General features: G+C 70.2%; 23 protein-coding genes and 1 tRNA gene. 11 read left to right on the forward strand and 13 right to left on the reverse strand.

Translation table 11 applies throughout. The features are described 5' to 3' along the window. Positions 1-1,367 precede the first annotated feature (1,367 nt). The 3 genes from ADL15_RS29635 to ADL15_RS29645 all read right to left on the reverse strand — a co-directional run bounded on the left by ADL15_RS29635 (position 1,368) and on the right by ADL15_RS29645 (position 5,636). Positions 1,368-1,441: transfer RNA gene (locus ADL15_RS29635), tRNA-Met, on the reverse strand. A gap of 74 nt (positions 1,442-1,515) precedes the next feature. Next, positions 1,516-4,485, reverse strand: coding sequence for a UPF0182 family membrane protein (locus tag ADL15_RS29640; RefSeq protein WP_067698063.1), 2,970 nt, complete (start codon positions 4,483-4,485; stop codon positions 1,516-1,518). Positions 4,486-4,607: 122 nt separating this feature from the next. Continuing rightward, positions 4,608-5,636, reverse strand: a complete 1,029-nt coding sequence (locus tag ADL15_RS29645; RefSeq protein ID WP_067698065.1) for a YlbL family protein — start codon at positions 5,634-5,636, stop codon at positions 4,608-4,610. 90 nt (positions 5,637-5,726) lie between these two features. On the opposite strand from ADL15_RS29645, the gene ADL15_RS29650 reads away from it, so the two are divergent. Next, the gene (locus ADL15_RS29650) at positions 5,727-6,998 is read left to right on the forward strand and encodes a zinc-dependent metalloprotease (RefSeq protein ID WP_067698067.1); all 1,272 of its coding nucleotides are present in this window, start codon (positions 5,727-5,729) and stop codon (positions 6,996-6,998) included. Between the two features lie 126 nt (positions 6,999-7,124). Here the strand turns inward: ADL15_RS29650 and ADL15_RS29655 are convergent, their stop codons facing one another. After that, on the reverse strand, positions 7,125-7,721 hold the full coding sequence (locus ADL15_RS29655; protein WP_067698069.1) for a hypothetical protein: 597 nt from the start codon (positions 7,719-7,721) through the stop codon (positions 7,125-7,127). Between the two features lie 66 nt (positions 7,722-7,787). Next, positions 7,788-8,321, reverse strand: a complete 534-nt coding sequence (locus ADL15_RS29660) for a M48 metallopeptidase family protein (protein ID WP_067698071.1) — start codon at positions 8,319-8,321, stop codon at positions 7,788-7,790. A gap of 509 nt (positions 8,322-8,830) precedes the next feature. On the opposite strand from ADL15_RS29660, the gene ADL15_RS54510 reads away from it, so the two are divergent. From ADL15_RS54510 to ADL15_RS29670, 3 genes are all read left to right on the forward strand, one after another. After that, positions 8,831-8,995 carry a DUF5679 domain-containing protein gene (locus ADL15_RS54510; protein WP_198171071.1) on the forward strand — a complete coding sequence of 55 codons (165 nt, stop codon included), beginning with the start codon at positions 8,831-8,833 and terminating at the stop codon, positions 8,993-8,995. A 204-nt stretch (positions 8,996-9,199) separates the two neighbouring features. Further along, entirely contained in the window at positions 9,200-10,327 is a 1,128-nt protein-coding gene (locus ADL15_RS29665; RefSeq protein ID WP_067698073.1) for a hypothetical protein, read from the forward strand. 78 nt (positions 10,328-10,405) lie between these two features. Continuing rightward, entirely contained in the window at positions 10,406-11,752 is a 1,347-nt protein-coding gene (locus tag ADL15_RS29670; RefSeq protein ID WP_067698075.1) for an ABC1 kinase family protein, read from the forward strand. Between the two features lie 305 nt (positions 11,753-12,057). On the opposite strand, the gene ADL15_RS29675 is transcribed toward ADL15_RS29670, so the two are convergent. From ADL15_RS29675 to ADL15_RS29685, 3 genes are all read right to left on the reverse strand, one after another. Next, positions 12,058-12,420, reverse strand: a complete 363-nt coding sequence (locus tag ADL15_RS29675) for a WhiB family transcriptional regulator (protein ID WP_067698076.1) — start codon at positions 12,418-12,420, stop codon at positions 12,058-12,060. Between the two features lie 145 nt (positions 12,421-12,565). After that, the gene (locus ADL15_RS29680; protein WP_157441685.1) at positions 12,566-12,892 is read right to left on the reverse strand and encodes a hypothetical protein; all 327 of its coding nucleotides are present in this window, start codon (positions 12,890-12,892) and stop codon (positions 12,566-12,568) included. 121 nt (positions 12,893-13,013) lie between these two features. Further along, entirely contained in the window at positions 13,014-15,173 is a 2,160-nt protein-coding gene (locus ADL15_RS29685) for an ATP-dependent DNA helicase UvrD2 (protein WP_067698080.1), read from the reverse strand. A gap of 83 nt (positions 15,174-15,256) precedes the next feature. Between ADL15_RS29685 and ADL15_RS29690 the strand changes: the two genes are divergently transcribed. Then, positions 15,257-15,499 carry a mycoredoxin gene (locus tag ADL15_RS29690; protein WP_067698082.1) on the forward strand — a complete coding sequence of 81 codons (243 nt, stop codon included), beginning with the start codon at positions 15,257-15,259 and terminating at the stop codon, positions 15,497-15,499. 54 nt (positions 15,500-15,553) lie between these two features. Here ADL15_RS29690 and ADL15_RS29695 read toward each other — a convergent pair whose 3' ends face one another. The 4 genes from ADL15_RS29695 to ADL15_RS29710 all read right to left on the reverse strand — a co-directional run bounded on the left by ADL15_RS29695 (position 15,554) and on the right by ADL15_RS29710 (position 20,151). Further along, a complete protein-coding gene (locus tag ADL15_RS29695) occupies positions 15,554-16,435 on the reverse strand; it encodes a phytanoyl-CoA dioxygenase family protein (RefSeq protein ID WP_067698084.1) in 882 nt (293 codons plus the stop codon). A gap of 106 nt (positions 16,436-16,541) precedes the next feature. Further along, entirely contained in the window at positions 16,542-17,459 is a 918-nt protein-coding gene (gene nudC, locus ADL15_RS29700; RefSeq protein ID WP_067698180.1) for an NAD(+) diphosphatase, read from the reverse strand. A gap of 68 nt (positions 17,460-17,527) precedes the next feature. After that, positions 17,528-18,847: a M16 family metallopeptidase gene (locus tag ADL15_RS29705; protein WP_067698086.1), complete on the reverse strand. Its 1,320-nt coding sequence runs from the start codon at positions 18,845-18,847 to the stop codon at positions 17,528-17,530. Next, positions 18,844-20,151: a M16 family metallopeptidase gene (locus tag ADL15_RS29710; RefSeq protein ID WP_067698088.1), complete on the reverse strand. Its 1,308-nt coding sequence runs from the start codon at positions 20,149-20,151 to the stop codon at positions 18,844-18,846. The genes ADL15_RS29705 and ADL15_RS29710 overlap by 4 nt, the downstream gene beginning before the upstream one ends. 179 nt (positions 20,152-20,330) lie before the next feature. On the opposite strand from ADL15_RS29710, the gene ADL15_RS29715 reads away from it, so the two are divergent. The 4 genes from ADL15_RS29715 to ADL15_RS29730 are packed head-to-tail and all read left to right on the forward strand — an operon-like array spanning position 20,331 to position 23,543. Next, entirely contained in the window at positions 20,331-20,744 is a 414-nt protein-coding gene (locus ADL15_RS29715; RefSeq protein WP_067698090.1) for an RrF2 family transcriptional regulator, read from the forward strand. An 11-nt stretch (positions 20,745-20,755) separates the two neighbouring features. Then, entirely contained in the window at positions 20,756-21,835 is a 1,080-nt protein-coding gene (locus ADL15_RS29720) for an ABC transporter substrate-binding protein (protein ID WP_067698092.1), read from the forward strand. Between the two features lie 27 nt (positions 21,836-21,862). Further along, positions 21,863-22,639 (forward strand): ABC transporter ATP-binding protein, encoded by a 777-nt coding sequence (locus tag ADL15_RS29725; RefSeq protein ID WP_067698094.1) that lies wholly within the window; start codon positions 21,863-21,865, stop codon positions 22,637-22,639. Beyond that, complete coding sequence (locus ADL15_RS29730; protein ID WP_067698096.1) at positions 22,629-23,543, forward strand: ABC transporter permease; 915 nt, start codon at positions 22,629-22,631, stop codon at positions 23,541-23,543. The genes ADL15_RS29725 and ADL15_RS29730 overlap by 11 nt, the downstream gene beginning before the upstream one ends. Here ADL15_RS29730 and ADL15_RS29735 read toward each other — a convergent pair. Next, on the reverse strand, positions 23,540-24,427 hold the full coding sequence (locus tag ADL15_RS29735) for a hypothetical protein (RefSeq protein WP_067698098.1): 888 nt from the start codon (positions 24,425-24,427) through the stop codon (positions 23,540-23,542). The two genes, ADL15_RS29730 and ADL15_RS29735, sit on opposite strands and share 4 nt — an antisense overlap. Before the next feature lie 117 nt (positions 24,428-24,544). Here ADL15_RS29735 and ADL15_RS29740 point away from each other — a divergent pair, with 117 nt between their 5' ends. Further along, positions 24,545-25,261 (forward strand): lysophospholipid acyltransferase family protein, encoded by a 717-nt coding sequence (locus ADL15_RS29740; protein WP_067698100.1) that lies wholly within the window; start codon positions 24,545-24,547, stop codon positions 25,259-25,261. 104 nt (positions 25,262-25,365) lie between these two features. Further along, positions 25,366-25,947 (forward strand): O-methyltransferase, encoded by a 582-nt coding sequence (locus tag ADL15_RS29745; protein WP_083971906.1) that lies wholly within the window; start codon positions 25,366-25,368, stop codon positions 25,945-25,947. The last annotated feature ends 115 nt before the right edge of the window (positions 25,948-26,062 follow it).

The following is a 26,062-nucleotide window of genomic DNA, read 5'->3' on the forward strand; positions in this document are numbered from 1 at the left end:
TCCCTGTCCCCACCCGAATAGGACAGCGCGCCCGGTCCCATCCACCCCCGCCGCCAGGGCACCGAGCCCGGTCAGGTTGACCCCGCCGGCCACCCCGCTCGCCCCGGCCACCCGCCCAAGGGGCCACCACCACCAGCCGAGGCCCTCGATCTGGCCCTGACAGCCGCTATGGCACACACACAAGGGCCACCACCGACAGCCGAGCCCGCCAAGCTGGCTCTGACGGCCGGTATGACACACGCAGAAGGGCCACCACGACCAGCCGAGACGACCGAGCTGGCCCTGACGGCCGCTATGACACACGCAGAAGGGCCACCACGACCAGCCGAGACCGCCGAGCTGGCTCTGGCGGCCGCTATGACACACGCAGAAGGGCCACCGCGACCAGCCGACACCGCCGAGCTGGCTCTGGCGGCCGCTGTGGCGAGGTGGCGGTCCGGTGCTCTCGGAGCCTTGATCTCGGTCGAGAACGTGCCTACGAGCTGAGTCCCTACTGGCCGGGCCCGATGCAGCTATCACTTCGAGCCGTGCCATGGGCATGGGGCCCGGCGGGGCGATCACGGCACACGATCAGGCCCTCGACGATCAGCGGGAGCACCCGCCAGCACCCGAGGGACGGCCAGAGCACCCGCATGACGCCGCAGGCCAGAGCACTCGCATGACGCCGAAAGGGCGGTCAGAACACTCGCACAGCGCCGCAAGGAGGTAAGAGTGCGGATGGAGGGCGGCAGGAGTACTCGTTCAGCAGGGACGGGGCGGCGAGGGTCCGCAATCGGCCGAGGCCGAGGCGCCAGCCGCACGCAATCAGGTTGCGCGTGCGCTCACCGCCCACCCAGGGGCGCCGCCGGTCCGCAGTCCCACAACGCGCACCCGCACCGCCCCTACAGACCGAACACCCTTCACCGATCGAGCGACACCCCCAACGGGAGGTCGCCCGACCGGCCCATGTGGCCTGCTCCGCGAACAACCGAGAGCCACTTGGCCCGCGCACCCGCCCCATTGGCCGACTCAGCGCATATTTGTGAGGTTCCGCGCCAGGGGACGATCGAGGCAGACCCAACGGCCCTGAGCACGCTGAGCGGCCCCAGCACCCCGGCGCACCAGCGCCCCTGGCCCTCCGGGCTGTCCACGGCCATGACGCCGCCCACGGCCCTGACCCGGTCGGTGAAGTGGCCGACAACCGATCGGTGACGTGGCCGACAACCGCAACGTCCCAGACCCGCAGGGACCTCACCCGACCCACCGCGACCGGCCCGCCGACCGCGCCCCGCCGTCACGCGGGTTTCCGGGGCTCGGCCCCGGAGCTAGCAACGCGAAGAGGGACCTTCGTTCGCGGTGTTTGCGAACAAAGGCCCCTCAGCCACTCGTAGCGGGGACAGGATTTGAACCTGCGACCTCTGGGTTATGAGCCCAGCGAGCTACCGAGCTGCTCCACCCCGCGTCGGCTTCTAAAGACTATAGCGCACTGGGGCCGGAGGCTGCAAAAGCAGCCCCCGGCTTCAGCGTTTTTGCTGGTCAGCCGCCCGCACTCGGGGTGGGGACAGCGGAGGTGGCCGTGCTCGGGGCGACCGACGGGCCGACGCTGGGCGTCGTTGCCGGGGTGCTCGCCGTGGTCTGCGCGGCCTTGAAGCGGTTCATCGCATCGTCGAGCGCCTTGAGCGCCTGGCCCTGGGCGACGAAGTCGCCGGCCTTCTGGGCGTTCTTGAGGTCGTCGATGGCCTTGTCCACGTCGGCGGCCGCCGCGGCCAGCTCACCGGTGAGCTGGCTGGGCGGTGTGGTGCCACCGGGTGGGGTGGTGGTCGGCGGCGTGGTGCCGGTCCCGGTGTTGCCGGTGGCCTTGCCGAGGTCGGCGAGCGCTTTCAGGCCCTTGGTGAGGTTGTCCTCGAGGACGACGTACTGGCCGCCGTCGCCGTAGGACATCAGCACCTTCTGCAGCAGTGGCGCCGCTCCGGCCGCCTGGGAGTTCTTCACGTAGACCGGTTCGACGTACAGGATCGCGTTCTCCAGCGGCAGCGAGATGAGGTTGCCGTAGAGGACGGTCTGCTGGCCGCCGCGGTTCAGCAGGGTGAGCTGCTGGGCGATGCCGGCGTTGCTGGTCATCAGTCGATGGACCTGCACCGGCCCGGGTACCGCGGTGTCGTCGGGCAGTTCGAGCACTTCCAGTGACGGGTTGCCCTTGGCGTCGTACGACCCGGAGATCAGGGCGGCCATGTTCTCCCGGTTGGCCGGCGTCACCCCGGAGGTGAGCTGGAACCGGGTCTCGTCCTGGTCGGGCAGCTTCACGTTCAGGTAGAACGGTGGCTGCTTGTCCCCGGTCTGCGGCGCGTCCGGCGCGTTCGGGACCTGCCAGAAGTCGTCGCCGGAGAAGAACGTGCGGTTGTCGGTGACGTGGAACTTGGTGAGCAGGTTGCGCTGCACCTTGAACATGTCGGCCGGGTAGCGGAAGTGCTCGGCCAGCTCGGCCGGGATCTCCGCCTTGGGCACCACCAGGTTGCCGCCGAAGGCCTTGTTCCACGCCTTCAGCACCGGGTCCTGGTCGTCGAACTGGTAGAGCGTGACCGTCCCGTCGTACGCGTCGACGGTCGCCTTCACCGAGTTGCGGATGTAGTTGACGTCGTCACGGGCCAGCGCGAACGAGCCGGTGCCGGTCAGTTCGTCCCGGGTCTCGTTGGCCAGGTTGATCTTCTGGGCGTACGGGTAGGTCTTCGCGGTGGTGTACCCGTCGAGGATCCACACGATCTTCCCGCCGACCACGGCCGGGTACGGGTCGCCGTCGATGGTGAGGAACGGCGCGACCTTCTCCACGCGCTCACGCGGCGTCCGGATGTACATCAGCCGGGACTTGTCGTTGAGCGCGTCGGAGAGCAGGAAGTTGCTCTCGGTGTTCTTGATCGCGAACACCATCCGGCGGAAGAACGAGCCGACCGGCACGCCGCCCTTGCCATCGTAGGTGTACAGGTCGTTGTCGTTGCTGTCGGCGTCCTTCGGCCGGTCGAACTCGACCTTGTTCGCCGGGTTGGACTGACCGACGATGGCGTACTCGGTGGACTGCTCGCCGAAGTAGATCCGCGGCTGGTCGGTCTTGATCTGGTCGGTCGCCGCCGAGCAGCTGCCCTTGTTGGCGGTCGCCAGGAAGCCGGAGACGAAATACGGCAGACCGCCGGCGCACACCTGGTTGGCGGGCGCGGCGACCATGCCGTACCCGTGGGTGTAGACCGTGTGCCGGTTGATCCAGTTGCGCTGCTGCGGGGAGAGCTTGGCGTCGTTGATCTCCCGGGCGCCGACCACGTAGTCCTGCACCTTGCCGTCGATCTCGTAGCGGTCGACGTCCAGCTTCTCGCCGAAGTCGTAGAAGCCACGGGACTGCTGCGACTGGGTGAACGCCTGCGAGACCAGCTGCGGGTCGATCAGCCGGACGTTCTGCGCGCTGGTGTCGGCGCCCAGAGTTGTCGGCGGATCCTCGTCGCGGGCCTGGTACTGCTCGACCGACGTGTCGGTGAGCCCGAACGCGTCCCGGGTGGCCGCGATCGAATACCCGATGTACTTCTGTTCCTTGTCGTACAGGCTCGGCTTGACCTGGAAATTCTGCACCGCGAGCGGGTAGATGCCGCCGATCGCCACGGCCGAGATGGCCAGCAGCGCCAGCGAGACGCCGGGCCAGACCAGGTTCCGCATCACCGCGTTGGAGAACACGATGATCGCGATCGCGACCACGATCGAGATGTACGCCAGGATCTCCTTGGCCGGCAGCAACGCGTTCACGTCGGTGTAGCCGGCGCCGTACAGGCCCGGGGAGACGTGCTGCTCGAGCAGCAGGGCGCGCCGGTCCAGCACGTACGCCACCGCCTTGAGCAGCACGAAGACCGCGACCAGGGTGGTCAGGTGCGCGCGTGCGGCAGTGGTCATCCGGTCGCCGACGCCCTGCAGGCGGACGCCGCCGAAGATGTAGTGCACGGCCAGTGCGCCGAGCACGGACAGCACCACCGCGGTGAAGCCGACGCCGAGCAGGTAGCGCAGCAGCGGGTACTCGAAGATGTAGAACCCGATGTCCACGTTGAACAGCGGGTCGGTCTTGCCGAACGGCTGGGAGTTGCGGAACAGCATCCAGTTGCTCCACTGGCCCTGCGCGGAGAGTCCCGCAAAGAAGCCGATGATCACGCTGAGCACGCTGATCCAGATGCCCAGCCGGGGCGCCAGGATCATCCGGTAGCGTTCGAGCGTGGCCTGTTCCGCCGAGTGCGGCCGCAGCAGCGGGCGCAGCCGGTATGCCAGATAGAGGTTGCCGCCCACGATCAGGGCCATCACCGCACCGATCACCAGGAACAGCAGTCCCTTGGTGAGCAGGACTCCGGAGAAGACGTTCGTCTTCCCGACCTCGGAGAACCAGAGGTAATCGGTGTACGCGTCGATGCCCCAGCCGAGCAGCGTGAATAGTATGAAGACCCCGACCAGGACGCCGACGGTGACGCGACCGCGCCGGCTCATCCTCGGTAGCGGACTGTTACGCATTACCAACGTTGGCTCCACACTTCGTCGGGCCGGTGTTTCACCTTACGATGTCCTATCCAGCTTCGATACGCGGTAGAACGGATCCGTTACGGCCGGTATCACGATGCCGAACAGGGCGTCGGACTGCCACCGGCAGTGAACGTCTTGAGGGCGGTGAGCGCGTCGTCCACCGTGGCCACCTTCGCCATCGGCAGGCCGGCCACCGCGTTGCGCAGGGCCTCAGCGCAGTTGTCCTTCGGGACCAGGAAGAGTTTCGCCCCGGCCTCCTTCGCGCCGACGAGCTTCTGCGGGATGCCACCGATCGGGCCCACATTGCCGTCGTCGTCGATGGTGCCGGTGCCGGCGATCACCTTGCCGCCGGTGAGGTCCTCGTCGCGGAGCTTGTCGATGATCCCGAGGCTGAACATCAGCCCGGCGCTCGGTCCACCGATCTTGTCGAGGTCGATCTTGATGGTGAACGGGTGCGGTTGCTTGGTGTCGATCTCGATGCCCAGCCGCGGGGTGCTGCTGCCCTCGCCGGCCTTCGTGGTGACCTTCGCGGTCGTCTTCTTGCCGGCCCGGGTGTAGCCGACGCTCAGCGCGGTGCCCACCGGCTTGGCCCGGACCAGCTGGGTGAGCTGGGTCGGGCCGGTGACCGCGGTGCCGTTCACCGAGGTGATCACGTCGTTCTCCTCGAGCACGCCCACGGCCGCGCCACCGGCGGTGACCTTCCGCACGTACGTCTGCACGGGATAGCCCAGCTCGCGCAGCGCGACCGTCTCGGCGCTGGTCTGCGACTGTTTCCACTCCTGCGCGTTCTGCTCCTGGACCTGCGCCTCGCTGCGGTCCGGCGGGTAGATCAGCTCGCGGGGCACGACCGCGTCGTCACCGCTGAGCCAGCCCTGGATCGCCTGGACCAGCTCGACCTTCGACTGCACGTTGACCGTGGTGAGCCGGAGCTGGCCGGCCGACTCGGAGGTCTTCGCCCCGGTCACCTTGATCACCTCGGTGCCCTGGGCGGAGCCCAGCGTGTTCACCGTCGGGCCGGGCTTGAGTGCCACGTACGGCAGGGGCGCGATCATGACACCGGCGGCCAGCAGGGCGGTTACCAGGGCGCCCAGGATGACGGTGACACCGCGACGTCTCATGCGCGTGAGACTACCCACCCTGTCTGAGTTCTCTCTGAGCTGACACCTCCATCAGTCCGCCACGAGCGTTTCGCGCGTACCGTTGGGGACGTGCCTGATATCCCGTTCGGCTTCTCCCTGCCGGGCGCGCAGCCGCCCGACCCCTCCGACCCGCAGCAGATGCAGCAGTTCATGGCTCAGCTGCAGCAGATGTTCGCTGCCCCCGGCAGCGGCCCGGTCAACTGGGACCTGGCCCGCCAGGTCGCCGCCAGCCAGCTCTCGGCGAGTGGCGATCCGGCGGTGAACATGCATGAGCGCCACCAGGTCGAGGAGGCGCTCCGGCTGGCTGACCTGTGGCTCGACCCGGTCTGCGCGCTCCCCAGTGGCATCCACAAGGCGGTCGCCTGGAACCGCAACGAGTGGATCTACAACACTCTGGACGTCTGGAAGAAACTGTGCGAGCCGATCGCCGGCCGCATGGTGGGCGCCATGGGCGACCTGGTCCCCGAGGAGGCCCGAGCCCAGCTCGGCCCGATGCAGTCGATGGTCGCCACGCTCGGCGGCGCGCTCTTCGGCGGGCAGCTCGGTCAGGCCTTCGGCCAGCTCGCCGCCGAGGTGCTCTCGGCCGGCGACATCGGCCTCCCACTCGGCCCGGCCGGCACTGCCGCACTGGTTCCGGCCAACATCAAGGCGTACGGCGAGGGCCTCGAACTCCCCGAGGACCAGGTCCGGCTGTACGTGGCCCTGCGCGAGGCGGCTCACCAGCGGCTCTTCGGGCACGTCCCGTGGTTGCGGGCGCACGTGCTGAACGCCGTCGAGGCGTATGCGAACGGCATCACGGTGAACCGGGAGGCGATCGAGGAGGCGATGAGCCGCGTCGACCCGACCGACCCGGAGTCGATGCAGGCGATGGCGCTCGAGGGCATCTTCACGCCCGAGGACACCCCGCAGCAGAAGGCCGGCCTGGCCCGTCTGGAGACGGCGCTGGCCCTGGTCGAGGGCTGGGTCGGGCACGTGGTCGACGACGCGGCCGGTGACCGGCTGCCGTCGGTGGCCGCGCTGGGCGAGGCGTTCCGCCGTCGCCGGGCCGCCGGTGGTCCGGCCGAGCAGACGTTCGCCGCCCTGGTCGGGCTGGAGCTGCGGCCACGCCGGCTGCGCGAGGCCGGCGCCCTGTGGACGGCGGTCACCGAGCAGCGTGGCTTCCAGGGCCGGGACGGCCTCTGGGACCACCCCGACCTGCTGCCCACCGACGAGGACTTCGCCAACCCGGAGGTCTTCGCCCGCGGTCAGTCGGACTGGGACATCAGCGAGCTCGAGGGCCTGGAGAGCAACCCCGAGCCCGGCGCGGACGAGCCCGGCCCGGAGGACACCGACAAGAAGTGACGTGACGACCTCGGCCCTGCCACCGACCCCGGTGGCGGGGCCGAGCCGTGCCCGGGACCGAGCACGTGACGGGACCGAGCACGTGACGGGCCGAACAATGAAAAGGGGCTAGCCGCTAAAAAGGGGCTAGCCGCCCAGCAGGGCGCGGGTGTTGTCCCAGCCCTCCAGGGCGACGTCAAGTGTCGCCAGGTCGCCCGGGCCGCGCATCCGGCGCCACATCGGGGTCGAGGTGACCTCCCCGGGCGCCGGGGCGGTCCGGCGCAGCAGCTGCGCCGAGCCGGTGTCCAGGTCGTGGTCGGCGAGCCAGTCCGGCGCGGGCAGGCTGGTGGCCATGCCCAGCAGTCCGCCGCCGGGGCCACCCGGTGCGACCGCGACGGCTTTGTTCTCCAGCGGGCTCAGCAGCTTGCCCAGGATCATGCCGGGCACGTCCGGCGCGTCCGCGGCGATCACGGCGGCCTGCTCGAACCCGTCCGCGGCGGCGGCACGCAGTACCGGCAGCACGGTGAGCTGCGGAATCTCGTAGATCCGCATGCCCGGCCAGGCGATCTCTTCGGCCAGCTCCCGGTCGGCCGGGGTGGCGGCGATCGCGGCCTCGGCCTGTGCCAGGCGGGCGAGCAGGTCGGCCAGGTCCTCGGCCAGCGCGGCACGCCACGCGGGCAGGGCGACTCCTGGCGGGCTCCACGGCACCGGGACCAGCATCATCACCACTACACGCCGCGTCACAGCGTCACAGTACGCACCTCGGTGCGACCGGCCGCGCTCACGGCGTACCGGAAAAGGCAGTGGGGGTTATTCGGCCAGCACCATCGCCGATCCGGCAGCGGAGACGCCCTCGAGATAGCCGCGGGCGCGCTCGGCCTTGGGGAAGCGGTTGACCAGCTCCCAGAAACGCGCGTTGTGGCTGGGCACGATCAGGTGGGCCAGCTCGTGCAGGAGAACGTAGTCGACCACCCAGTCGGGCATCTCCTGGATCCGGTGCGAGATCCGGATGGAGGCGTCGTCCGGGGTGCAGGAGCCCCAGCGGCCGTTCTGGTTCGTCACCCAGCGCACGCTGGCCGGCGCGACCAGGTCGACGTAATCCGCGTAGTACCGCGCGGTGAGCCGGCGGGCGCGGGCGAGCAGCTCGGCGTCGGTGTGCCGAAGGCGCTCCTCGCGGGTGGCCAGGCGGGCGAGCATGCGCTCGACCCACTCGGTCTCCTCGGCGCGCGAGAACCGGTCCGGGATGAGCACGACCACGCGCTCCCCGTCGCGATACGCGGACACCGTCCTGCGCCGACGCTGACTGCGCCGCACTTCCACGACAGGTTTGCGCACGCGGGCCATTACCGGCTCGCGCGGCCCAGATTCGGGTTCACGTTGAGACGCTAAACCGCGAGACCCTGGTCACCGCAAGAGTACGCCGAAGCTCTGTCACGAGATATGCACGTTACGTCCGCAAATACCCGAAAAAATTTTCCCCAGCCGCAACATCTGAGACAGCCGTCAACCTAGACCATCGTCGACTCAGGTGCCTACTCGGCCTACACGTCCCGTTAGGGCCGTTATGAAGCTAATCGTCGGCGTGTCCCGGCAAACGTGTACGAAAAGGGCACTTCCTCCCGGCACACTCACGTCGTCGGTGACACCGCCGACGCTGCGCTGACATGGAACCGGCCTGACCTGGGTAAGTCCACGCCCCGGACGGGATGGCCACACCCACGTGGCCACACAGACGCCGTCCCGCGGATCTCGCGGGTGGCGGCTGACCGGGCCGGCGCCGCAGACAGGTTCGCGCCCGTCGCCGCGAAACAGGCACGGGGACCAGCGGCCGACGACACGAACGAGGAGGAACCGTGGCCGAGACCACGTACAACGGCTACTGCGTGAAGTGCAAGGAGAAGCGTGACTTCCAGGGCGAAGTGGCGGTCTCCAAGACCGGCATGAACATGGCCAAGGGCAAGTGCCCGGTCTGTGGGACCACGATGAACCGGATTCTGGGCAAGGCGAAGGCTTCTTGAGGTGCGCTTCCGGGGAGGCCGGCCGACTGGTCGTCCTCCCCGGCGGGCCGTAACCGTATCCGGCCCACCACGTTGAGTTATCCGGGACTTCCTGCGCCCAGCTGTGGATAACTCGACTCCGCTTGTGGATAACCCAGCGGAGTGCGTCGCCGGGCTGTGGATAACCAACTCACTCCGCAGCCCTGCAGTGACAACCTGTCACTCATGACCCCCGCACCCCGCCCCGCGCTGGCCCGGCCCACCCTGATCCCGGGGCTCGCCCGGGTCTGGCGCGGGCCGGTCGAGTTGCAGCTGGGCTTGGACCCAGCCCACGCCGTACGGGTGGAGTTGCCCGACCCGCGCCTGGCCCGGGTCCTCGACCTGCTCGACGGCAACCGGGCGGAACGCCAGATCCTGCAGCACGCGGCCGAGCTCGGCGTCTCCCCCGACCAGGCCTGTGAACTGCTCGACGCGCTGCACCGAGCCGGCCTGGTGCTCCCCGCCACGGCCCTGCTGCCGGCCACCCTGCCCAGCGCCGACCGACGCCGCCTGACCGGTGAGGCCGCCGCCCTGGCGCTTGGCGCCCTTTCTCCCGGCGCCCGAGGTGCGCGACTCGGCGCCGGAACTGAGCCACCCGCTGCCGCGCACCCCTCGCCGGCCCGCACCCTGCGCCGCCGGCGCGCGGCCCGGGTGGTCCTGACCGGCCGGGGACGGCTCGGCGCCACCATCGCGGTCGCCCTGGCCGAGGCCGGGGTCGGTCACGTGCGCCCGGACCTCTCCGGCATGGTCGGGCCGGGTGACCTGGCCGGGAGTGCCCTGCGCACCGGGGATCTGGGCAGCCCGCTGCACAGCGCGGTGGCTGCCGCGATCGTCCGGGCCGCGCCCGGCACCCAGGTCGGCGAGATCCGGCGCGGCACCGCGGTGGACCTGGTCGTCCAGCTCGCCCACGAGCAGCCCGCCGCCCTGATCGCCGCCGGACATGCGAACCGTCGTCAGCCGCACCTCGCGGTGCGGATCCGGGACGGCGCGGCGATCGTCGGACCGTTCGTGCCGGCCACCGGCGGACCCTGCATGAACTGCCTGGAGCTGCACAGACGCGAGCGGGATCCGGATTGGCCGGGTTCACCCGCACCACCCGGCCCGGACGCGGCCGAGCCCTGCACGGTGGCCACCGTGCTGAGCGCTACCGGTCAGGCAACCGCCGAGGTGCTGGAGTTCCTGGACGGCGGCACCCCGGCGACGCTGGGCGCGGCCATCGAGATCACCGCGCCGGGCCGGACCCGCCGCCGCGCCTGGCCGCCGCATCCGGGTTGCTCCTGTCACCGCCGGAGGTACCGATTTCCGCGTCCCTGATCGAACCTTTGTCGCATAAGCTGGCAAACCGATGGACGACGGGCAGAGGAAGGGCCGCGCGTCGGTCACAATGATCGGGTGACCGACATACCGAGGCGAGCGGCCTCCCGGACCGCCAAGCTGGCCGCACTGCCCCTCGGCTTCGCCGGCCGTGCTGCACTGGGGTTGGGCAAACGGGCCGTCGGGATAGCTGCCGACGTCATTTCCGCGGACATCCAGCAGCGCACCGCCGAGCAGCTGTTCAGCGTGCTGGGCCAGCTCAAGGGCGGTGCGATGAAGTTCGGCCAGGCACTGTCGGTCTTCGAGGCCGCGATGCCCGAGGAGATGGCCGGGCCGTATCGGCAGGCACTGACCAAGCTGCAGGAAGCCGCCCCGCCGATGCCGGTGACCAGCGTGCACAAGGCGCTCGCCGAGCAGCTCGGGCCGGACTGGCGGGACCGGTTCGCCGAGTTCGACGACAGCCCGGCCGCCGCCGCCAGCATCGGCCAGGTGCACCGGGCGGTCTGGAAACTGCCGCCGGCCCGGAAGAACGCGAAACCGAAACTGCTCACGGTCGCCGTGAAGGTGCAGTACCCGGGGGCCGGCGAGGCCCTGGTCTCGGACCTCAAGCAGCTCTCCCGGCTGGCCGGCATGTTCAAGATCATCCAGCCCGGGATGGACATCAAACCGCTCCTGGCCGAGCTGCACGAACGCGTGGTCGAGGAACTCGACTACGAGATGGAGGCGGAGACCCAGCGCGCGTTCGCCACCGCGTACCACGACGATCCGGAGATCTTCGTGCCCCGGGTGGTGGCCGCCTCGCCCCGGGTGCTGGTCACCGAGTGGGTCGACGGCAGGCCGCTGTCCAGCGTGATCGCCGACGGCACCAAGACCGAGCGGGACGAGGCCGGTCGGCTGATGGCGATCCTGCACTTCTCCGCGCCCGGCCGGGCCGGGCTGCTGCACGCCGACCCGCACCCGGGCAACTTCCGGATCCTCCCGGACGGCCGCCTCGGTGTGATCGACTTCGGTGCGGTGGCCCGCCTCCCCGACGGCCACCCGGAACCGGTCGGCCGCCTGGTCCGGCTGGCCCTGGCCGCGGACGCGGACGGGGTCGCGGACGGCCTGCGCGACGAGGGCTTCATCAAACGGAACGAGTCGATCGACGCGGAGGCGGTGCTCGCGTTCCTGCGCCCGATGATCGAGCCGGTCGCGGTGCCGCGGTTCCAGTTCACCCGCAGCTGGCTGCGCGGGGAGGCGACCCGGATCGCCAATCCGCGGTCACCGGCGTACCAGCTCGGGCGCAAGCTCAACCTGCCGCCGTCGTACCTGCTGATCCATCGGGTGACGCTGGGGTCGATCGGGGTGCTCTGCCAGCTGGAGGCCGAGGCGCCCTATCGCGAGATCCTCGAGGAATGGCTGCCGGGGTTCGCGCCGGCCGCATGACCATCCGTACGGAAAAGCCCGTCCGCATCGGCGGACGGGCTTTTCACCATTTCCCGGGTAGCGGGTCTAATACGCGGAATCAGTAGCCGCCGACGCCGAGTTCACGGGCGGCCTGCTTACGGCCTTCCATGGCGATACGACGGGCGGAGCGGTAAGCCTCAGGTGCACGGTCACTCTGAGGCTGACGCATTCGGGCCCTCGACAGGGCCGCTTGGATAAGTCTCACTTTGGTGACTCCATTCGAACGCACCGGGACGGTGCTGGGCTTTCGGGTATCGATCGCGGGGAGGGTCAGGTCGGTCATCTCAAGCCGCCAGACGGACGGAGTTGCGGGTGTCGAGACCGTTCGCGGCGAGCCGCTCCTCGACCTCGACGGCCAGCTCGGCATCCCGAGCGACGTCGACCTTCCGGGGCCGGCCACGCGGCCGCTTGCGCGGCACGACAGCGCCACGCTCGAAGATCTCGCCGCCCCAGACACCCCAGGGCTCGTTCCGCTCCACCGCGCCGGCGAGGCACTCGACGCGCAGCGGGCAGTCCCCGCAGAGCGACTTGGCCAGCTCCAGCTGGGCCGGGGAGTCGGAGAACCACAGGTCCGGGTCGAACTTCCGGCAGGGCAGGTTTGCCTCGATCTCGACGGTGATGTCGATCGGGGCCAGCGCCAGACTCATAAAGCCCGGTCACCTCTCTCTTCTTATCGATCTTCTGGATCGTGTTCCGGGAAAGTGCACCGGCTGGTGAGCCGGCAAAAAAATTAAGGCCGCGGATCCCGGTTAGGGGTTCCGCGGCCTCGAGGTGAGCCGGAGGTCTGGGTTATCAGACCGGCCTTCCTCGAGGCGGGGTGCCGCTGCCACCATCCGTGTAGCGCTTGCTGGAGATGGAATCGACGCCCGCGAACCCAGTGGTGCCATTGACGCTGGCTTTGCCATTGCTGCCCTTGATGTCACCGACGAGCACCCGCTCGACGGCCCACTGGCCCAGCGCGGCTTGCGGCCGGCTGAAGACCTGGTGCGCCTGCGGAGCCAGGACCCGCTCAGCGGCCAACGGTGCCGACGGAACGGCACCGGCGGGCAGCAGAACGGACAGAGCACAAGCAGGAGACGGCAGCAGCGACGAACGCATCAGCACGGTGTGAATCCTCATCACGGCCACCTCCTCTCCATCAACTTGCACTCGTAGCTCGATCTTGCCCGGGAAGGTTCCCCGGCAAGTTGTGTTCTGAGGCTATGCCTGCCCTACAGGAGAGGGCAAACGAATTAACGCACTAGTTTTCAAAGTTTTTTCGGCCATCATCTTCGGCGCTCGCGCCACCCACCAGAGCGAAGACCGACTCGCCGTACTGGCCCAGCTTGCGGGCCCCGATTCCGGCGATCGCCAGCAACTGGGCCGGATCGGACGGGCGGCGTTCCGCGATGGCCACCAGGGTGGCGTCGGTGAACACGACGTACGCAGGGACTTTCTGCTCCGCCGCGGTGCTCGCCCGCCATCGGGTCAGCCGCTCGAAAAGGTCCTCGTCCATGTCGGACGGGCAGCTCGCGCAGCGGCCCAGTTTCCGGTCGGCGCCGGCCAGCAGCGTGGTGCCGCAGACCCGGCAGGACGACACCTTGGGCACCCGGCGGTCGGTTTTCCGACTCCGGTCACCGGACGGCCCGGAGGACGCCGCACCGGCCCGCTCACCGCCGCCGAACTGGCCCAGCTGCGGCAGGAACCGGCAGGGCCGGCGGGTCCGGCCGCCCGGCGCCCGGGACTGGCCGAGCGAGAGCCACAGCACCTGCCGGGCCCGGGTCACCCCGACGTAGAGCAGGCGGCGCTCCTCCTCCAGCTGCTCGGCGGTCTTCGCGTACGTGGTGGGCAGCGTCCCGTCAGCGAGCCCGACCAGGAACACCGCATCCCACTCCAGCCCCTTGGCGGCGTGCAGCGAGGCCAGCGTGACCCCGGCCATGGTCGGCGCGTGCTGCTGCTCGGCCCGGCGGGCGAGCTCGTCGTTGAAGGCGGTGAGGGTGATCTCCCGCTGCACCCGGGCGCCCTCGCCGATCGGCAGGATCGCCGGCTCGGCGGCGTACTCCTCGGCGAGCGCGGCCAGCGCAGCGAGCGCCTCCCACTGCTCGCGGGCCGCTCCGCCGGGCGGCGGCTTCGCGCGGTTCCACCCGGTCCGGGACAGTCCCTCGACGACCGCGTCGACGAGCGGGGTCTCGCCGGGGATCGAGCGCACCGCGGCGCGCAGGGCGACCATCGCCTGCCGGACCTCGGAACGCTCGAAGAACCGCTCGCCGCCACGGACCACGTAGGGCACCTCGGCCTCGGCGAGCGCCTCCTCGTACGCCTCGGACTGCGCGTTCGTACGGAAAAGGATCGCGATCTCGCTGGCCGGCGTGCCGGCCGTGATCAGTTCCCGGCAGCGCCGGGCCACCGCGGCGGCCTCCCCCGGCTCGTCCGGGAAGATCTTGAGGGCCGGTTCCGGGCCGGGCGGCCGCTGGCCCACCAGTTCCAGGCGCAGTTTCGCCTCGGTGCCGCGGGCCTGCCGGATCACCGCGTTGGCCAGCCCGACCACCTGCGGGGTGGACCGGTAGTCGCGGACCAGGCGGACCACCACGGCGTCGCGCCACTTGCGCGGGAAGTCGATCAGGTGGGCCGCGCTGGCGCCGGTGAACGAGTAGATCGTCTGGCTGGCGTCGCCCACCACGGTGAGGTCGTCCCGGCCACCCAGCCACGCCTCGAGCAGGCGCTGCTGCAGCGGGTTGACGTCCTGGTACTCGTCGACCACGAAGTGCCGGTACTGCGCCCGGATCTGCTCGGCGACGTCCGGGTGCTCCTCGATGCCCCAGACCGCGGCGCGCAGCAGGTCCTCGAAGTCGATCACGCCCTGGCGGCGTTTGAGCGACTCGTACGCGGCGAACACCTCGGCCACCCGGGCCGGCTCGAACGGCGGCTCCCGCAGCGCCTTGGCGGCGGCCACGGCGTACTCGGACGGCTCGACCAGCGAGGACTTGGCCCACTCGATCTCGCTGGCCAGGTCGCGGGAGATCGCCCGATCGGCGCGCACCCCGGCGCGGGCGGCGGCCAGGCCGACCACCCGGATCTTGCTCTCGATCAGCTCGGGCATGCCCCGGCCCTCGAGCAGGCGCGACGCGAAGTAGCGCACCTGGCGCAGCGCGGCCGCGTGGAACGTCCGGGCCTGCACCCCGCCGGCGCCGAGCGCGGTGAGCCGCGAGCGCATCTCGGCGGCGGCCCGCGCGGTGAAGGTGACCGCGAGCACATGCCGCGGGTTGATCTCGCCGGACAGCGTCCGATGCGCGATCCGATGGGTGATCGCCCTGGTCTTGCCGGTACCCGCACCGGCGAGGATGCAGACCGGACCGGCCGGAGCCGTCACCGCCGTCCGCTGGTCCGGGTCGAGCCCGGCCAGCACCGCTTCAGTCCGCACGGTAGGGAATCATGACACCCCCGCGGGGTGTTGTGCTGTAAGGCGTAGTGCCGTGTGACCCGTATCCGAAGGAGCCCTGTCCGATGCTGACCATGTACTCGACGTCCTGGTGTGGGTACTGCCACCGCCTCAAGTCGCAGCTCGACCGGGAAGGCATCGCCTACGAGGTGGTCGACATCGAGCAGGACGAGACCTCGGCGGCCTTCGTACGGAAGGTCAACGGCGGCAACCAGACCGTGCCGACCCTGAAGTTCGACGACGGCTCGGCGCTGACCAACCCGTCGATCGTCCAGGTGAAGAAGCACCTCGAGTCGATCGCGGCCTGAGCACATGAAAAGGGGCCGTCCTGTGGGACGGCCCCTTTTTCGTGTCCGTGAACCTTACGGGATCAGGGCCGGGATGCTCGAGTCGAGCAGGCCCCGCTCTTTGAGCGCGCCGTAGAGCGGCGTGGACTCCGGGTAGTGACCCCACTGGTGGTCGCCGTCGCCCTTGCCGAAGCCGCCGAGCAGCTGCTTCTCCACCTCGGTCTTGCTGTCCCACTCCGGCTGGGCCGGCAGGTCGGCGACCTCGTCGCGGATCGCGATCCAGCGCGGGGTGTAACCGAAGAACGCCCCGACACGGGTGATGTCGGAGTAGTTGTCCGACCGGGCGTGCCAGATGCGGCGGTCGAAGACGACCAGGTCACCCGCGTTCGCGGTGATCTGGACGGCGCCCTCGGGGGCCGGCCACGGAACGCCACGGCTCGGCGGGCCGGGCAGCCAGTTGGTCTTGTGGCTGCCGGGCAGGACGGTGAAGTTGCCCCGGCCGGTCTCGCTGACATCGGAGAACCAGTAGGCGAGCTTCACCGACAGCATCGGACGCGGGTCGGTCTCGATCTCCCGGTTCTGCCGTCCGCCGTCCTGGTGCCAGTGCCACCATTCCTTCTGCTTGTCGTGCAGCTGCGGGTGCACATCGATGTGTGAGTGGTACACGTGGATGTTCCACCCGAGCAACGACCAGATGTACTTGAAAGCCTTGGGGTGATCGAGCAGGAAAGCCAGCTCGGGAACGTAGGCGATCGGGGAGAGCTGGTGCAGAGCGCCGGTCGCGCTCAGCTTGCCCTCGGCCTTCGCCTTCTCGTAATACCCCAGGATCGCGGCCCGCCCGACCTCGATCTCGCTCTCACTGAGCACCGACGGCACGACGATGTAACCATCGCGGTCGAACGCCTCCCGCTCCTCCGCGGACATCGGCGTCCACGCCGGCGCTTCCACCTGGGTCATCGGATCCCCTCTCGTCTTTTGTAAGCATGACGCACCGGGACCGTACTCAGGTTGCCTGTCGAAACGAGAAACTTTCTGATCACATACCCCCCGGTCGTGATCGTGATCACGAGGCGTGCAACCACTTCTCGATCAGGTAGAACGCGATCGACGATCGCATCGGCAAACTCATCGGTACACCGGTCTCCGGGTGAACGTAGTCACCGGCGATCATCTTGGCGATGTCGTCCCGGGAGAACCAGTGCGCCTCGTCGATCTCCTCCGGGTCGAGGCGCAGCGGTTGCTCCGGGTCCGCGGTGGCCAGGAAACCCAACATCAAGGAGCCGGGGTACGGCCATGACTGGCTGCCCTCGTACCGCATCGCGGTCAGCCCCACGCCGACCTCTTCGCGGACCTCCCGCAGCACGGCGGCCTCGGCGGACTCGCCCGGCTCGACGTACCCGGCCAGGCAGGAGAACCGGGTCAGCCCGTTCTCACCGCGTCCCCAGGCCGAGTTGTGGCCGAGCAGGCAGCGACCGGCCGGACCGGCCACGTCGTCGTGCACCACCACGATCATCGCCGGGTCGGTCCGCGGCCACATCAGCTGGCCCTCGTCGTCGGTCCGGGCCCAGCCCGCCTCCACCGCGACCGTCGGCTTGCCCGACCGCGGGGAGAACTTGTGGCTGGCGTGCCAGTTGGCCAGCGCGGCGGCCGCCGTGAGCAGGCCGGTGTCCCGGGCGTCGAGCAGGTGCCCGACCTCGCGCAACGTCACCGCCCGGGTGCCCTCGGCCGGTGGCGGCGTGGTGTCCATGGTCCAGAGCGGGGTGCCGTCGGTGTCCTCGCCGAGGAACCAGCGCTCCGCCTCGGGCGCGTCCGCCGACCCGACCAGGACCAGCGCGGCCCCGCCGTCGGAACGGTCGGTGACCAGCGCCCGGCCGCCCTTGGCCAGGTCGATCACCAGGACCTGACCGCGGGTCCAGGCGTCGGCCAGCCAGGCGTCGTCCTTGCGGCGGTGGGCGGCGCGGTCCAGCGTGGTCCGCGCCAGCGGTGGGGTGCCCGGCTGCTCGGCACCGAGATCGGGTTGCTCCGGTTGGTCCGGGTGGTCGGCGCCGGTCACGGTACGTCGCGCTCCACCGCGGTCAGGGCGGCCAGCTGCGGCTCGATCTTCTCGGCGTCGCCGAGCACCACGGTCACCGCGAGCGCCGGGGCCAGGTGGCGCGCCGCGACCGCGGCGACCTGCTCCCGGGTGGCGGCGGCGAGCGCGGCCGAGTGGTCCCGCAGGTGGTCGAGGCGCAGGCCGAAACCGGCGTACACGCTGGCCAGGGCGGCCAGGCCGGACTGGGTGGACATGCCGAGCCGCAGGGTGCCGAGCGCGTAGCGCCGGGCCTGCTCCAGCTCCTCCTCGCCGGGCGGGAGGCTGGCGATGCGGCCCAGCTCGTACGTGGTCTCCAGCAGGGACGGGCCGGTCACCTCGGTGGCCACGTCGGCCGCGGCGATCAGCGCCGAGCCGGACGCGAAGTGCTCGACCACCGAGTGCGAGCCGTACGTGTAGCCCTTGTCCTCGCGGATGTTCTCCACCCAGCGGGACGAGAAATAGCCGCCGAAGACCATGTTGGCCAGCGACAGCGCGGCGTAGTCGGGGTCGGTGCGGGTCAGCGCGGGCAGCGCGATCCGCAGCGACGACTGCACCGAGCCGGGCCGGTCGACGAGCAGCAGCGGGCCCGGCCGCAGCGCCGGGGTGGGCGGGATCTCGCCCTCCGGGGCCGTGCCGGTCCAGCCGCCGAGCGCCTTCTCGGCCAGGTCGATGACCTGATCCGGGTCGATGTCGCCGACCAGGACCAGGATCGCGCCGTCCGGGCGGACCCGGGCGGCGTGCAGCTCGCGCAGCGCCTCCGGCTCGACCGCGCGGACCTCGTCGGCCTCCGGGGTCTGCACCGCGTACGGATGTGTCAGGAACATCCGCTTCAGCAGCGCGACCCGGGCCAGGTGCGAGGGCTGGCTGAGGGCGACCTGGATGTGGTCGACGAGGCGTTCCCGCTCGGTCACCACCTCCTCGCCCGGGTAGGTGGCGTCGGTGAGCACCCCGGCCAGGATCTCCAGGAGCCGGCCCAGGCCACCGGCCAGTGTGTTGCCGCTGATCTGCAGCCGGTCCGGGTCGAGGCCGGCGGCCAGACCGCCGCCGACCGCCTGCAGCTCGGCGGCGATGTCGAGCATCGACATGGTGCCGGTGCCGGTGAACAGCGCCTGGGAGAGCAGCGTCGCCGCGGCCAGCGGGGCCCGGCCGAACGGGATGCGCAGGCGCACCTCGGCCAGCGGCACCGCGGCGCGGCGGATGGCGATCACGGTCAGCCCGTTCGGCAGCGTGCGCTCGGCCTGCGGGGGCAGGGTCAACTCGGCGTTCGGAATCAGGTCCGGCAGGGTCCTGCTGCTCATGCTGCGGCTCCGGGGATGACTTCGACGGTGGCGCGGCTCTCCGGCCGCAGGGTGGCCGCGGCGGTGACGATCTGCTCCGCGGTGACCTCGCCGAGCAGCCGGGGCAGCTCGTTGAGCAGACCCGGGCGGCCGCGCTGCAGCTCCAGCACGGCCATCGGCAGGGCCCGGCCGAGCACCTCGTCGGTGCCCTGCAGCAGACGGGCGCTCATCCGCGCCTGGGTGCGCTCCAGCTCGCCCGGCTGCAGTCCGTCGGCGACCAGCCGGTCCAGCTCCTCGTCGACGGTGCGCAGCACCTTGCCGGCGTCGCCGCCGGGCGGCATGTGCGCCTGCAGCAGCAGGGCGGTCGGGTTGCGCACCTGGTACTCGTCGCCCATGAAGCCGAGGTAGCCGCCGATGCTGGTGACCGAGCGGTCCCGCTGGACCAGGCGCTCGACCAGCCGGGAGGCGTCGCCGTCGGTGAGCACCTCGGCCAGCACCGAGAACGGGAGATAGGTGTCGAAGGACCCGATCGGGTCGGGCACGCGGTATCCCGCGGCGACGGCGGGCAGCGGGGCGATGCGGTCCACGTACGTCTCGCGGCGCTCGCCGTCCAGACCCGGCTCGGCGAAGTCCGGCAGGACCGGGGCCGGGCGGGCCGGGACATCGCCGAAGTGCCGCTCGATCATCGCGGTCGCCTCGGCCACGTCGAAGTCGCCGGCCACCGACAGCACCGCGTTGCCGCAGGCGTAGTAGCGGTCGAAGAAGCCCTGAGCGTCCTCGACGGTGGCGCTCTCGAGGTCCTCGAACGATCCGTACCCGTCGTGGGCGTTGGCGAAGGTCCGGAACATCACCGGGGGCAGCTTCAGCCAGGGGAACCCGCCGTACGGCCGGTTCAGGACGTTGACCCGGATCTCCTCCTTGACCACGTCGACCTGGTTGCGCAGGTTCTCCTCGGTGAGCCGGGGACCGCGCATCCGGTCGGCCTCGAGGAACAGCGCACGCTCCAGGGCGCCGGACGGCAGCACCTCGAAGTAGTCGGTGTAGTCCAGGTGGGTGGAGCCGTTGAAGCTGCCACCGGCGCCCTGCACGTGCCGGAAGTGCGCGAGCTTCTCGAGGTTTTCCGAGCCCTGGAACATCAGGTGCTCGAAGAGGTGCGCGAAGCCGGTCCGCCCCTCGGGTTCGCTGCGGATGCCGACGTCGTAGACGACGGCCACGCCGACGACCGGAGCGCTGCGGTCCGGCGAGAGGACCACGCGCAGACCGTTGGCGAGGGTGAACCGCTCGACCGGATATTTCGTCGCGGGAATCTGGATTCTGGACGCCACCAGGTGACATTAGCGCGCTGTGTGACCACCCGCGCCACTACCTGTGGCGGGGCACAGAGACGGACGTCTCGGTCCCGTCATGCGGTCGGGTGCTTGACGCACCAAACCCATCTGATCCAGTATTCCCATCCAACAGGTAGATTAAGCAAAGTTTGATCCGCTGGGAGGGGGCCCCCGCCGTGTACGTCTCGGCACGCACGGACTACGCCGTCCGCGCCATGCTCGCCGTCACCGCGGAGCACCCGCGTCTGGTCAAGGCCGCCGGTCTGGCGGCCGCGCAGGACATCCCGCTGAGCTTCCTGCAGGGCATCCTGCTCGACCTGCGCCGCGCCGGGCTGTTGCACAGCCACCGCGGCGTCGACGGCGGGTACGCCCTGGCCCGCGGAGCCGAGGAGATCACCGTCGGCGACGTGGTCCGCGCCGTCGGCGGCGCGCTCACCACGGTCCGCGGTCTCCCCACCGCCACGGCGACCTATCACGGCGCGGCGACCGCACTGCACGACGTGTGGATCGACGTCGAAGCGGCCATCGAGGGCGTTGTCGACCACCGCACCCTGGCCGAGCTTTCCCTTATTTCGATAAAGCAGAACTAGGAGTTTTGAGCATGAGCTCCCGCACCCTCCGTGCGCTCGCCCTTGCCACCGCCGCCCTCGCGGCCACGTCCGCCCTGGCCGCCTGCGGATCCGACGACGACAACACGAAGGCCGACACCGCCGCCGGTGCCCCGGCCGAGGCGAAGACCATCAAGCTCGGTTACTTCCCGAACATCACCCACGCCCCGGCGCTGGTCGGCGTGAACAAGGGCCTCTTCAAGGACGCCCTGAGCGGCACCGACCTGCAGACGCAGACCTTCAACGCCGGCCCGGCCGCGATCGAGGCACTGCTCTCCGGCGCGATCGACGCCACCTACATCGGCCCGAACCCGGCGATCAACGGCTGGGCCAAGTCCAAGGGCACCGCGCTGAAGATCATCGCGGGCAGCACCTCCGGTGGCGCCGGCCTGGTCGTCAAGGAGGGCATCAACACCGTCGCGGACCTCAAGGGCAAGAAGATCGCGACGCCGCAGCTGGGCAACACCCAGGACGTGGCGCTGCGCGCCTACCTGAAGGAGAACGGCCTCAACGCCGACACCAACGGCGGCGGCGACGTCTCGATCCTCCCGCAGGACAACGCGACAGCGGTGCAGGCCTTCGCCCAGGGCGCGATCGACGGCGCCTGGGTGCCGGAGCCCAACCTGAGCAAGCTGCTGCTGGAGTCCAAGGGCAAGCTGCTGGTCGACGAGAAGACCCTGTGGCCGAACCAGGAGTTCGTCACCACCCACCTGATCGTCAGCCAGAAGTTCCTCAAGGACTACCCGGGCACGGTCAAGAAGCTGCTGCAGGGCCACCTCGCGGCGGTCAAGTACATCGCCGACAACAACGCGGACGCCCAGACGGCCGCGAACGCGCAGATCGAGTCGCTGACCGGCAAGGCGCTCAAGCCGGAGATCCTGACGGCGGCGTTCAAGAACCTGAAGTTCACCGCCGACCCGATCGCGTCCTCGCTCTACACCAGCGCCAAGCACGCCGAGGAGGTCAAGCTTCTCGACGCGGTCGACCTCAAGGGCATCTACGACCTGGGTCCGCTGAACGAGCTGCTCAAGGCTGCCGGGCAGCCCGAGGTCAGCGACGCCGCGGCATCCTGACGGACTGACGGGAAGGGCGAGTACGGCATGAGCATCCTCGACACCACCGGTGTGCGTACCGACGCGGTCGTGCGCATCGAGAACGTCTCCAAGACGTACGGATCGGGGAGCAATGCTCTGCTCGCCCTCGACCGTGTCTCCCTCGACGTCCAGAAGGGCGAGTTCGTCTGCCTGCTGGGCGCCTCCGGCTGCGGCAAGAGCACGCTGCTCTCGCTGGTCGCCGGTCTCGACCAGATCAGCAGCGGCACCCTGGAGATCGGCGGCCGCAAGGTCGCGCTGATGTTCCAGGAGGCCGCCCTCTTCCCCTGGCTCTCGGTGGCCGGCAACGTCGAGCTGCCGCTGCGCCTGCAGGGCCTCGGCAAGGCCGAACGCCGCAAGCGGGCCGAGGAGCTGCTGGAGGTGGTCCGGCTGAACGGCTTCGCCGACAAGCGGCCGCACGAGCTCTCCGGCGGCATGCGCCAGCGGGTCGCCCTGGCCCGGGCCCTCGCCCAGAACGCCGACGTGCTGCTGATGGACGAGCCGTTCGGCGCGCTGGACGCGATGACCCGCGACATCCTGCACGACGAGCTGGAGCGGGTCTGGCGTGAGCAGAACCTGACAGTGCTCTTCGTGACGCACAACGTGCGCGAGGCGGTCCGCCTCGGTGACCGGGTGATCCTGCTGAGCAGCCGCCCCGGCCGGGTGATCGAGGACTTCCCGATCCAGCACGCGCGCCCCCGGCGCATCGACTCCCCCGAGGTCTCCGGCCAGGCCGCCGAGATCACCGACCGGCTCCGTGCGGAGGTCGCCCGTCATGCCAGCTGAAACCGCCGTAACCGACAGCACCACCGCCGCCGCGAACGCGGTGACCCTGACGAAGGGCCGGGCCGCCAACGAGGTCAGTGGCCTGGACGCGCTGGAGACCGCCCCGCAACGCGACAAGGGCCGGCTCGGCCTGCGGATCTGGGCCAGCGCCTGGCCGAAGCTGCTGGCCATCGCGATCGTGGTCGGGATCTGGGAGGCCGCGTTCCTGGCCGAGTGGAAACCGGCGTACGTGCTGCCGGCGCCCACCGAGGTCTTCCCGCAGCTCTGGGGCCTGGTCACCACGGCCGACTTCTGGAACGGCGTACGCCTGACCATGATCCGGGCGATCACCGGTTTCTCGCTCGCGGTCGCGATCGGCACCGTCATCGGCGCGGCGGTCTCCCGCTTCGCGCCGCTGCGGGCCGCGATCGGCTCGCTGATCACCGGCCTGCAGACGATGCCGTCGATCATGTGGTTCCCGCTCGCCATCCTGCTGTTCCAGCTCGGCGAGAAGGCGATCCTGTTCGTGGTCGTCATCGGCGCCGCGCCGTCGGTGGCGAACGGCCTGATCAGCGGCATCGACTACGTGCCGCGGACCTGGCTGCGGGTCGGCCAGGTGATGGGCATGTCCGGTCTGGCCAAGTACCGGCACCTGATCCTGCCGGCGTCGCTGCCGTCCTTCGTGTCCGGTCTCAAGCAGGGCTGGGCGTTCTCCTGGCGCAGCCTGATGGCCGGTGAGCTGCTGGTGATGGTGCCCGGCGCGGTGTCCATCGGCGTGCGCATGCAGAACGCCCGGGACCTGTCCGACGCCGGCCTGGTGATCAGCTACATCATGGTGGTGCTGGTGATCGGCATCCTGATCGACCAGCTCTTCAACTTCGCCGACAACGCCCTGCGCAAGCGCTGGGGCCTCACCGGCAATTAAAGCGGCCGCACCGAGTTGAGGACGTCGCGGACCACGTAGTCGAACTGCTTGTGGGTGCCGGGGATCGAGACGTAGAGGATCGCCGCGCTCGGTTTGCCGACGTCGATGACCGCCACCGCGGAGTACTCCTCGGTGGCGGTCAGTCCGTCCGCCCGGAAGCGCAGCCGGAACTCGCTCACCCAGGCCGGTCGCCCGCCCAGCGTGGTGACCTCGTCCCGGATCGGCTCCATGGTGTTCGGCTGCGGGTAGTACTCGGCGCGGACGTCCGCCGCGATCTGCCGGCCCACGCACTCCAGGTCCAGCGAGACCGCGTCGTTGTCGGCGGCCGGGATCGCCGCGGACAGGATCGAGGCGTGGTACTCGCCGCCGCTGTAGGTCTCGGTCACGAAGTGCTGGCCGACCCGGTAGGGCACCTGCAGAGTGCCGGCCCGCCAGACGTCGGTCCAGGTCAGCCACGGAGCCGGGTACTTCCGGTAGGAGATGCCGGCCTCCTCGTCGACGGTCCGGGCGCCGGTGGCCGGCGGCGGCACGACGGGCGCCTCGGTGGCCGGGGCGCTCGCCGACGAGGTCGGCGCCGGGCAGGCCTGCGCCAGCGGCGGGCGGACGTCGGTGGGCGCGGACGCCCGCTCCCGGAACGGGTTGCTCTCGCTGCCGAACAGGATCACCAGCAGCACGATCAGGCCGCCGGCCAGGATCAGCCCGGCCACCCCGCCGAAGATCATCAACTGCCGGCGGCGGCGCTCCGGGCCGGTCGGCTCAGCTGCCGGCGGCGGGTCCGGCGGCGGCGGGACCAGCGGCGGCACACCGGAAGCGGTCACCGTGCCGGACGACCACGAACTGTCCGGCCGGGGCCAGGCGGACTCGTGCGGGTGCGGCTCGGACATGCTCACAAGTGAACACCACGGGGCCGTACCGTGCGGCGCCGACGTGGGTCCGTGACGCACCCGGGCAAATGCCACCCGGCCCAGTGTGTTTTCAGTTTTGTCCGCTACCGTGCTGCCATGGAACTGGTGTATCCCCCGGTCGTCGGCTTGGCCAAGACGATGTTCCGCGTCCTCGACATGAAGATCGTGATCGAGGGCGGCGAACACATCCCCACCACCGGGGGTGCGGTCCTGGCCAGCAACCATTCGAGCTATCTCGATTTCATCTTCTGCGGGTTCGGCGCGCAGCCGGCCAAGCGGCTGGTGCGCTTCATGGCCAAGAAGCAGGTCTTCGACCACAAGGTCAGTGGTCCGCTGATGCGCGGCATGCGGCACATCCCGGTCGATCGCAAGGCCGGCACCGCGGCGTTCCGCGAGGCCATCACCGCGCTGCGGGGCGGTGAGATCGTCGGCGTCTTCCCGGAGGCCACGATCAGCGAGTCGTTCACCGTCAAGGAGCTCAAGACCGGCGCCGCGCGGATGGCCGAGGAGGCCTCGGTGCCGCTGATCCCGATGGCCGTCTGGGGTCCGCACCGACTGTGGACCAAGGGCCGGAAGAAAGAGCTCACCAAGCGGCACGTGCCGGTGATCATCAAGATCGGCGAGCCGATCGAGCTGCCCGAGGGCGCCACCCCGGAGTCCGCCACGGTGCTGCTCAAGCAGCGGCTCACCGGGCTGCTGGACGCGGTGCAGAAGGCGTACCCGGAGCAGCCCGCCGGTGACGACGACCGCTGGTGGCTCCCGGCGCACCTCGGCGGCACCGCGCCGCTGCCGCGGCCCGCGGCCGCCGTCTGACCGAGTCTGATCAGTGACGGCTCCGGGCGTGCCCGGAGCCGTCGTCGTTTCCGGAGCACCGCGGCTCCTTCCCCTCGCCGCGGTTCGGGCGGACCCTCGGTCATATGAATGAAGGTCTCGAGAAGCAGCTGGCCGACCTGTACGCCGAGGGCGCCGCGTTCGACGCGGCGCAGACCGAGCGGGTGCACACCCGTCGCAACCTGGAGCCGGCCAGCGCCGGACTGCTGTGGTCACTGGCCGGGATCGTCGGCGCCCGCCGGGCGGTCGAGATCGGGACGTCCAACGGGTACTCGGCGATCTGGCTGGCCGACGCGCTCAGCGCGACCGGCGGCCGCCTGGTCAGCGTCGACGTGGACACCGATCCGGCCGCGGCGGAGAACCTGAGCCGAGCCGGTCTGCGGGAGCGGGTCAACCTGCACCGCGGGGACGGCGGGGCCTATCTGGAGGGACTCTCCGACGCGTGTGTCGACCTGTTGTTCCTGGACGCCGAGCGGACCGAGTACCCACGCTGGTGGCCGCACCCGGTGCGGGTCCTGCGGCCGGGCGGCCTGCTGGTGATCGACAACGTGCTGTCGCACCCGGACGAGGTCGCCGCGTTCCTGGAGCTGCTCGCCGGGGAGAGCAGCCTGAGCGGGTGGACCGTCCCGGTCGGCAAAGGACTCCACCTGGCCTGGCGCGCGCACTGAAAGCCGGCCCGGCGGGCACACTGAAAGCCGGCCCGGCGGGCACACTGAAAGGCGGCCGGAGAAGTGGCATCGGCGCCGCACCCTGCCGGGTACGACGCCGAATTCACATGCTGTC

The sequence above is a fragment of the Actinoplanes awajinensis subsp. mycoplanecinus genome, from assembly GCF_001509495.1.
Classification (GTDB): Bacteria; Actinomycetota; Actinomycetes; order Mycobacteriales; family Micromonosporaceae; genus Actinoplanes; species Actinoplanes palleronii.

Bases quoted from the DNA above. Each gene is read 5' to 3' on its own strand.
- ADL15_RS29660 (WP_067698071.1), bottom strand. From the start codon at position 8,321: ATGGCCCGCGTGCGCAAACCTGTCGTGGAAGTGCGGCGCAGTCAGCGT.
- ADL15_RS29640 (WP_067698063.1), bottom strand. From the start codon at position 4,485: ATGAGCCGGCGCGGTCGCGTCACCGTCGGCGTCCTGGTCGGGGTCTTC.
- ADL15_RS29665 (WP_067698073.1), top strand. From the start codon at position 9,200: ATGACCCCCGCACCCCGCCCCGCGCTGGCCCGGCCCACCCTGATCCCG.
- ADL15_RS29725 (WP_067698094.1), top strand. From the start codon at position 21,863: ATGAGCATCCTCGACACCACCGGTGTGCGTACCGACGCGGTCGTGCGC.
- ADL15_RS29690 (WP_067698082.1), top strand. From the start codon at position 15,257: ATGCTGACCATGTACTCGACGTCCTGGTGTGGGTACTGCCACCGCCTC.
- ADL15_RS29745 (WP_083971906.1), top strand. From the start codon at position 25,366: ATGAATGAAGGTCTCGAGAAGCAGCTGGCCGACCTGTACGCCGAGGGC.
- ADL15_RS29680 (WP_157441685.1), bottom strand. From the start codon at position 12,892: ATGAGGATTCACACCGTGCTGATGCGTTCGTCGCTGCTGCCGTCTCCT.
- ADL15_RS29720 (WP_067698092.1), top strand. From the start codon at position 20,756: ATGAGCTCCCGCACCCTCCGTGCGCTCGCCCTTGCCACCGCCGCCCTC.
- ADL15_RS29735 (WP_067698098.1), bottom strand. From the start codon at position 24,427: ATGTCCGAGCCGCACCCGCACGAGTCCGCCTGGCCCCGGCCGGACAGT.
- ADL15_RS29645 (WP_067698065.1), bottom strand. From the start codon at position 5,636: ATGAGACGTCGCGGTGTCACCGTCATCCTGGGCGCCCTGGTAACCGCC.
- ADL15_RS29730 (WP_067698096.1), top strand. From the start codon at position 22,629: ATGCCAGCTGAAACCGCCGTAACCGACAGCACCACCGCCGCCGCGAAC.
- ADL15_RS29740 (WP_067698100.1), top strand. From the start codon at position 24,545: ATGGAACTGGTGTATCCCCCGGTCGTCGGCTTGGCCAAGACGATGTTC.
- ADL15_RS29675 (WP_067698076.1), bottom strand. From the start codon at position 12,420: ATGAGTCTGGCGCTGGCCCCGATCGACATCACCGTCGAGATCGAGGCA.
- ADL15_RS29705 (WP_067698086.1), bottom strand. From the start codon at position 18,847: ATGAGCAGCAGGACCCTGCCGGACCTGATTCCGAACGCCGAGTTGACC.
- ADL15_RS29695 (WP_067698084.1), bottom strand. From the start codon at position 16,435: ATGACCCAGGTGGAAGCGCCGGCGTGGACGCCGATGTCCGCGGAGGAG.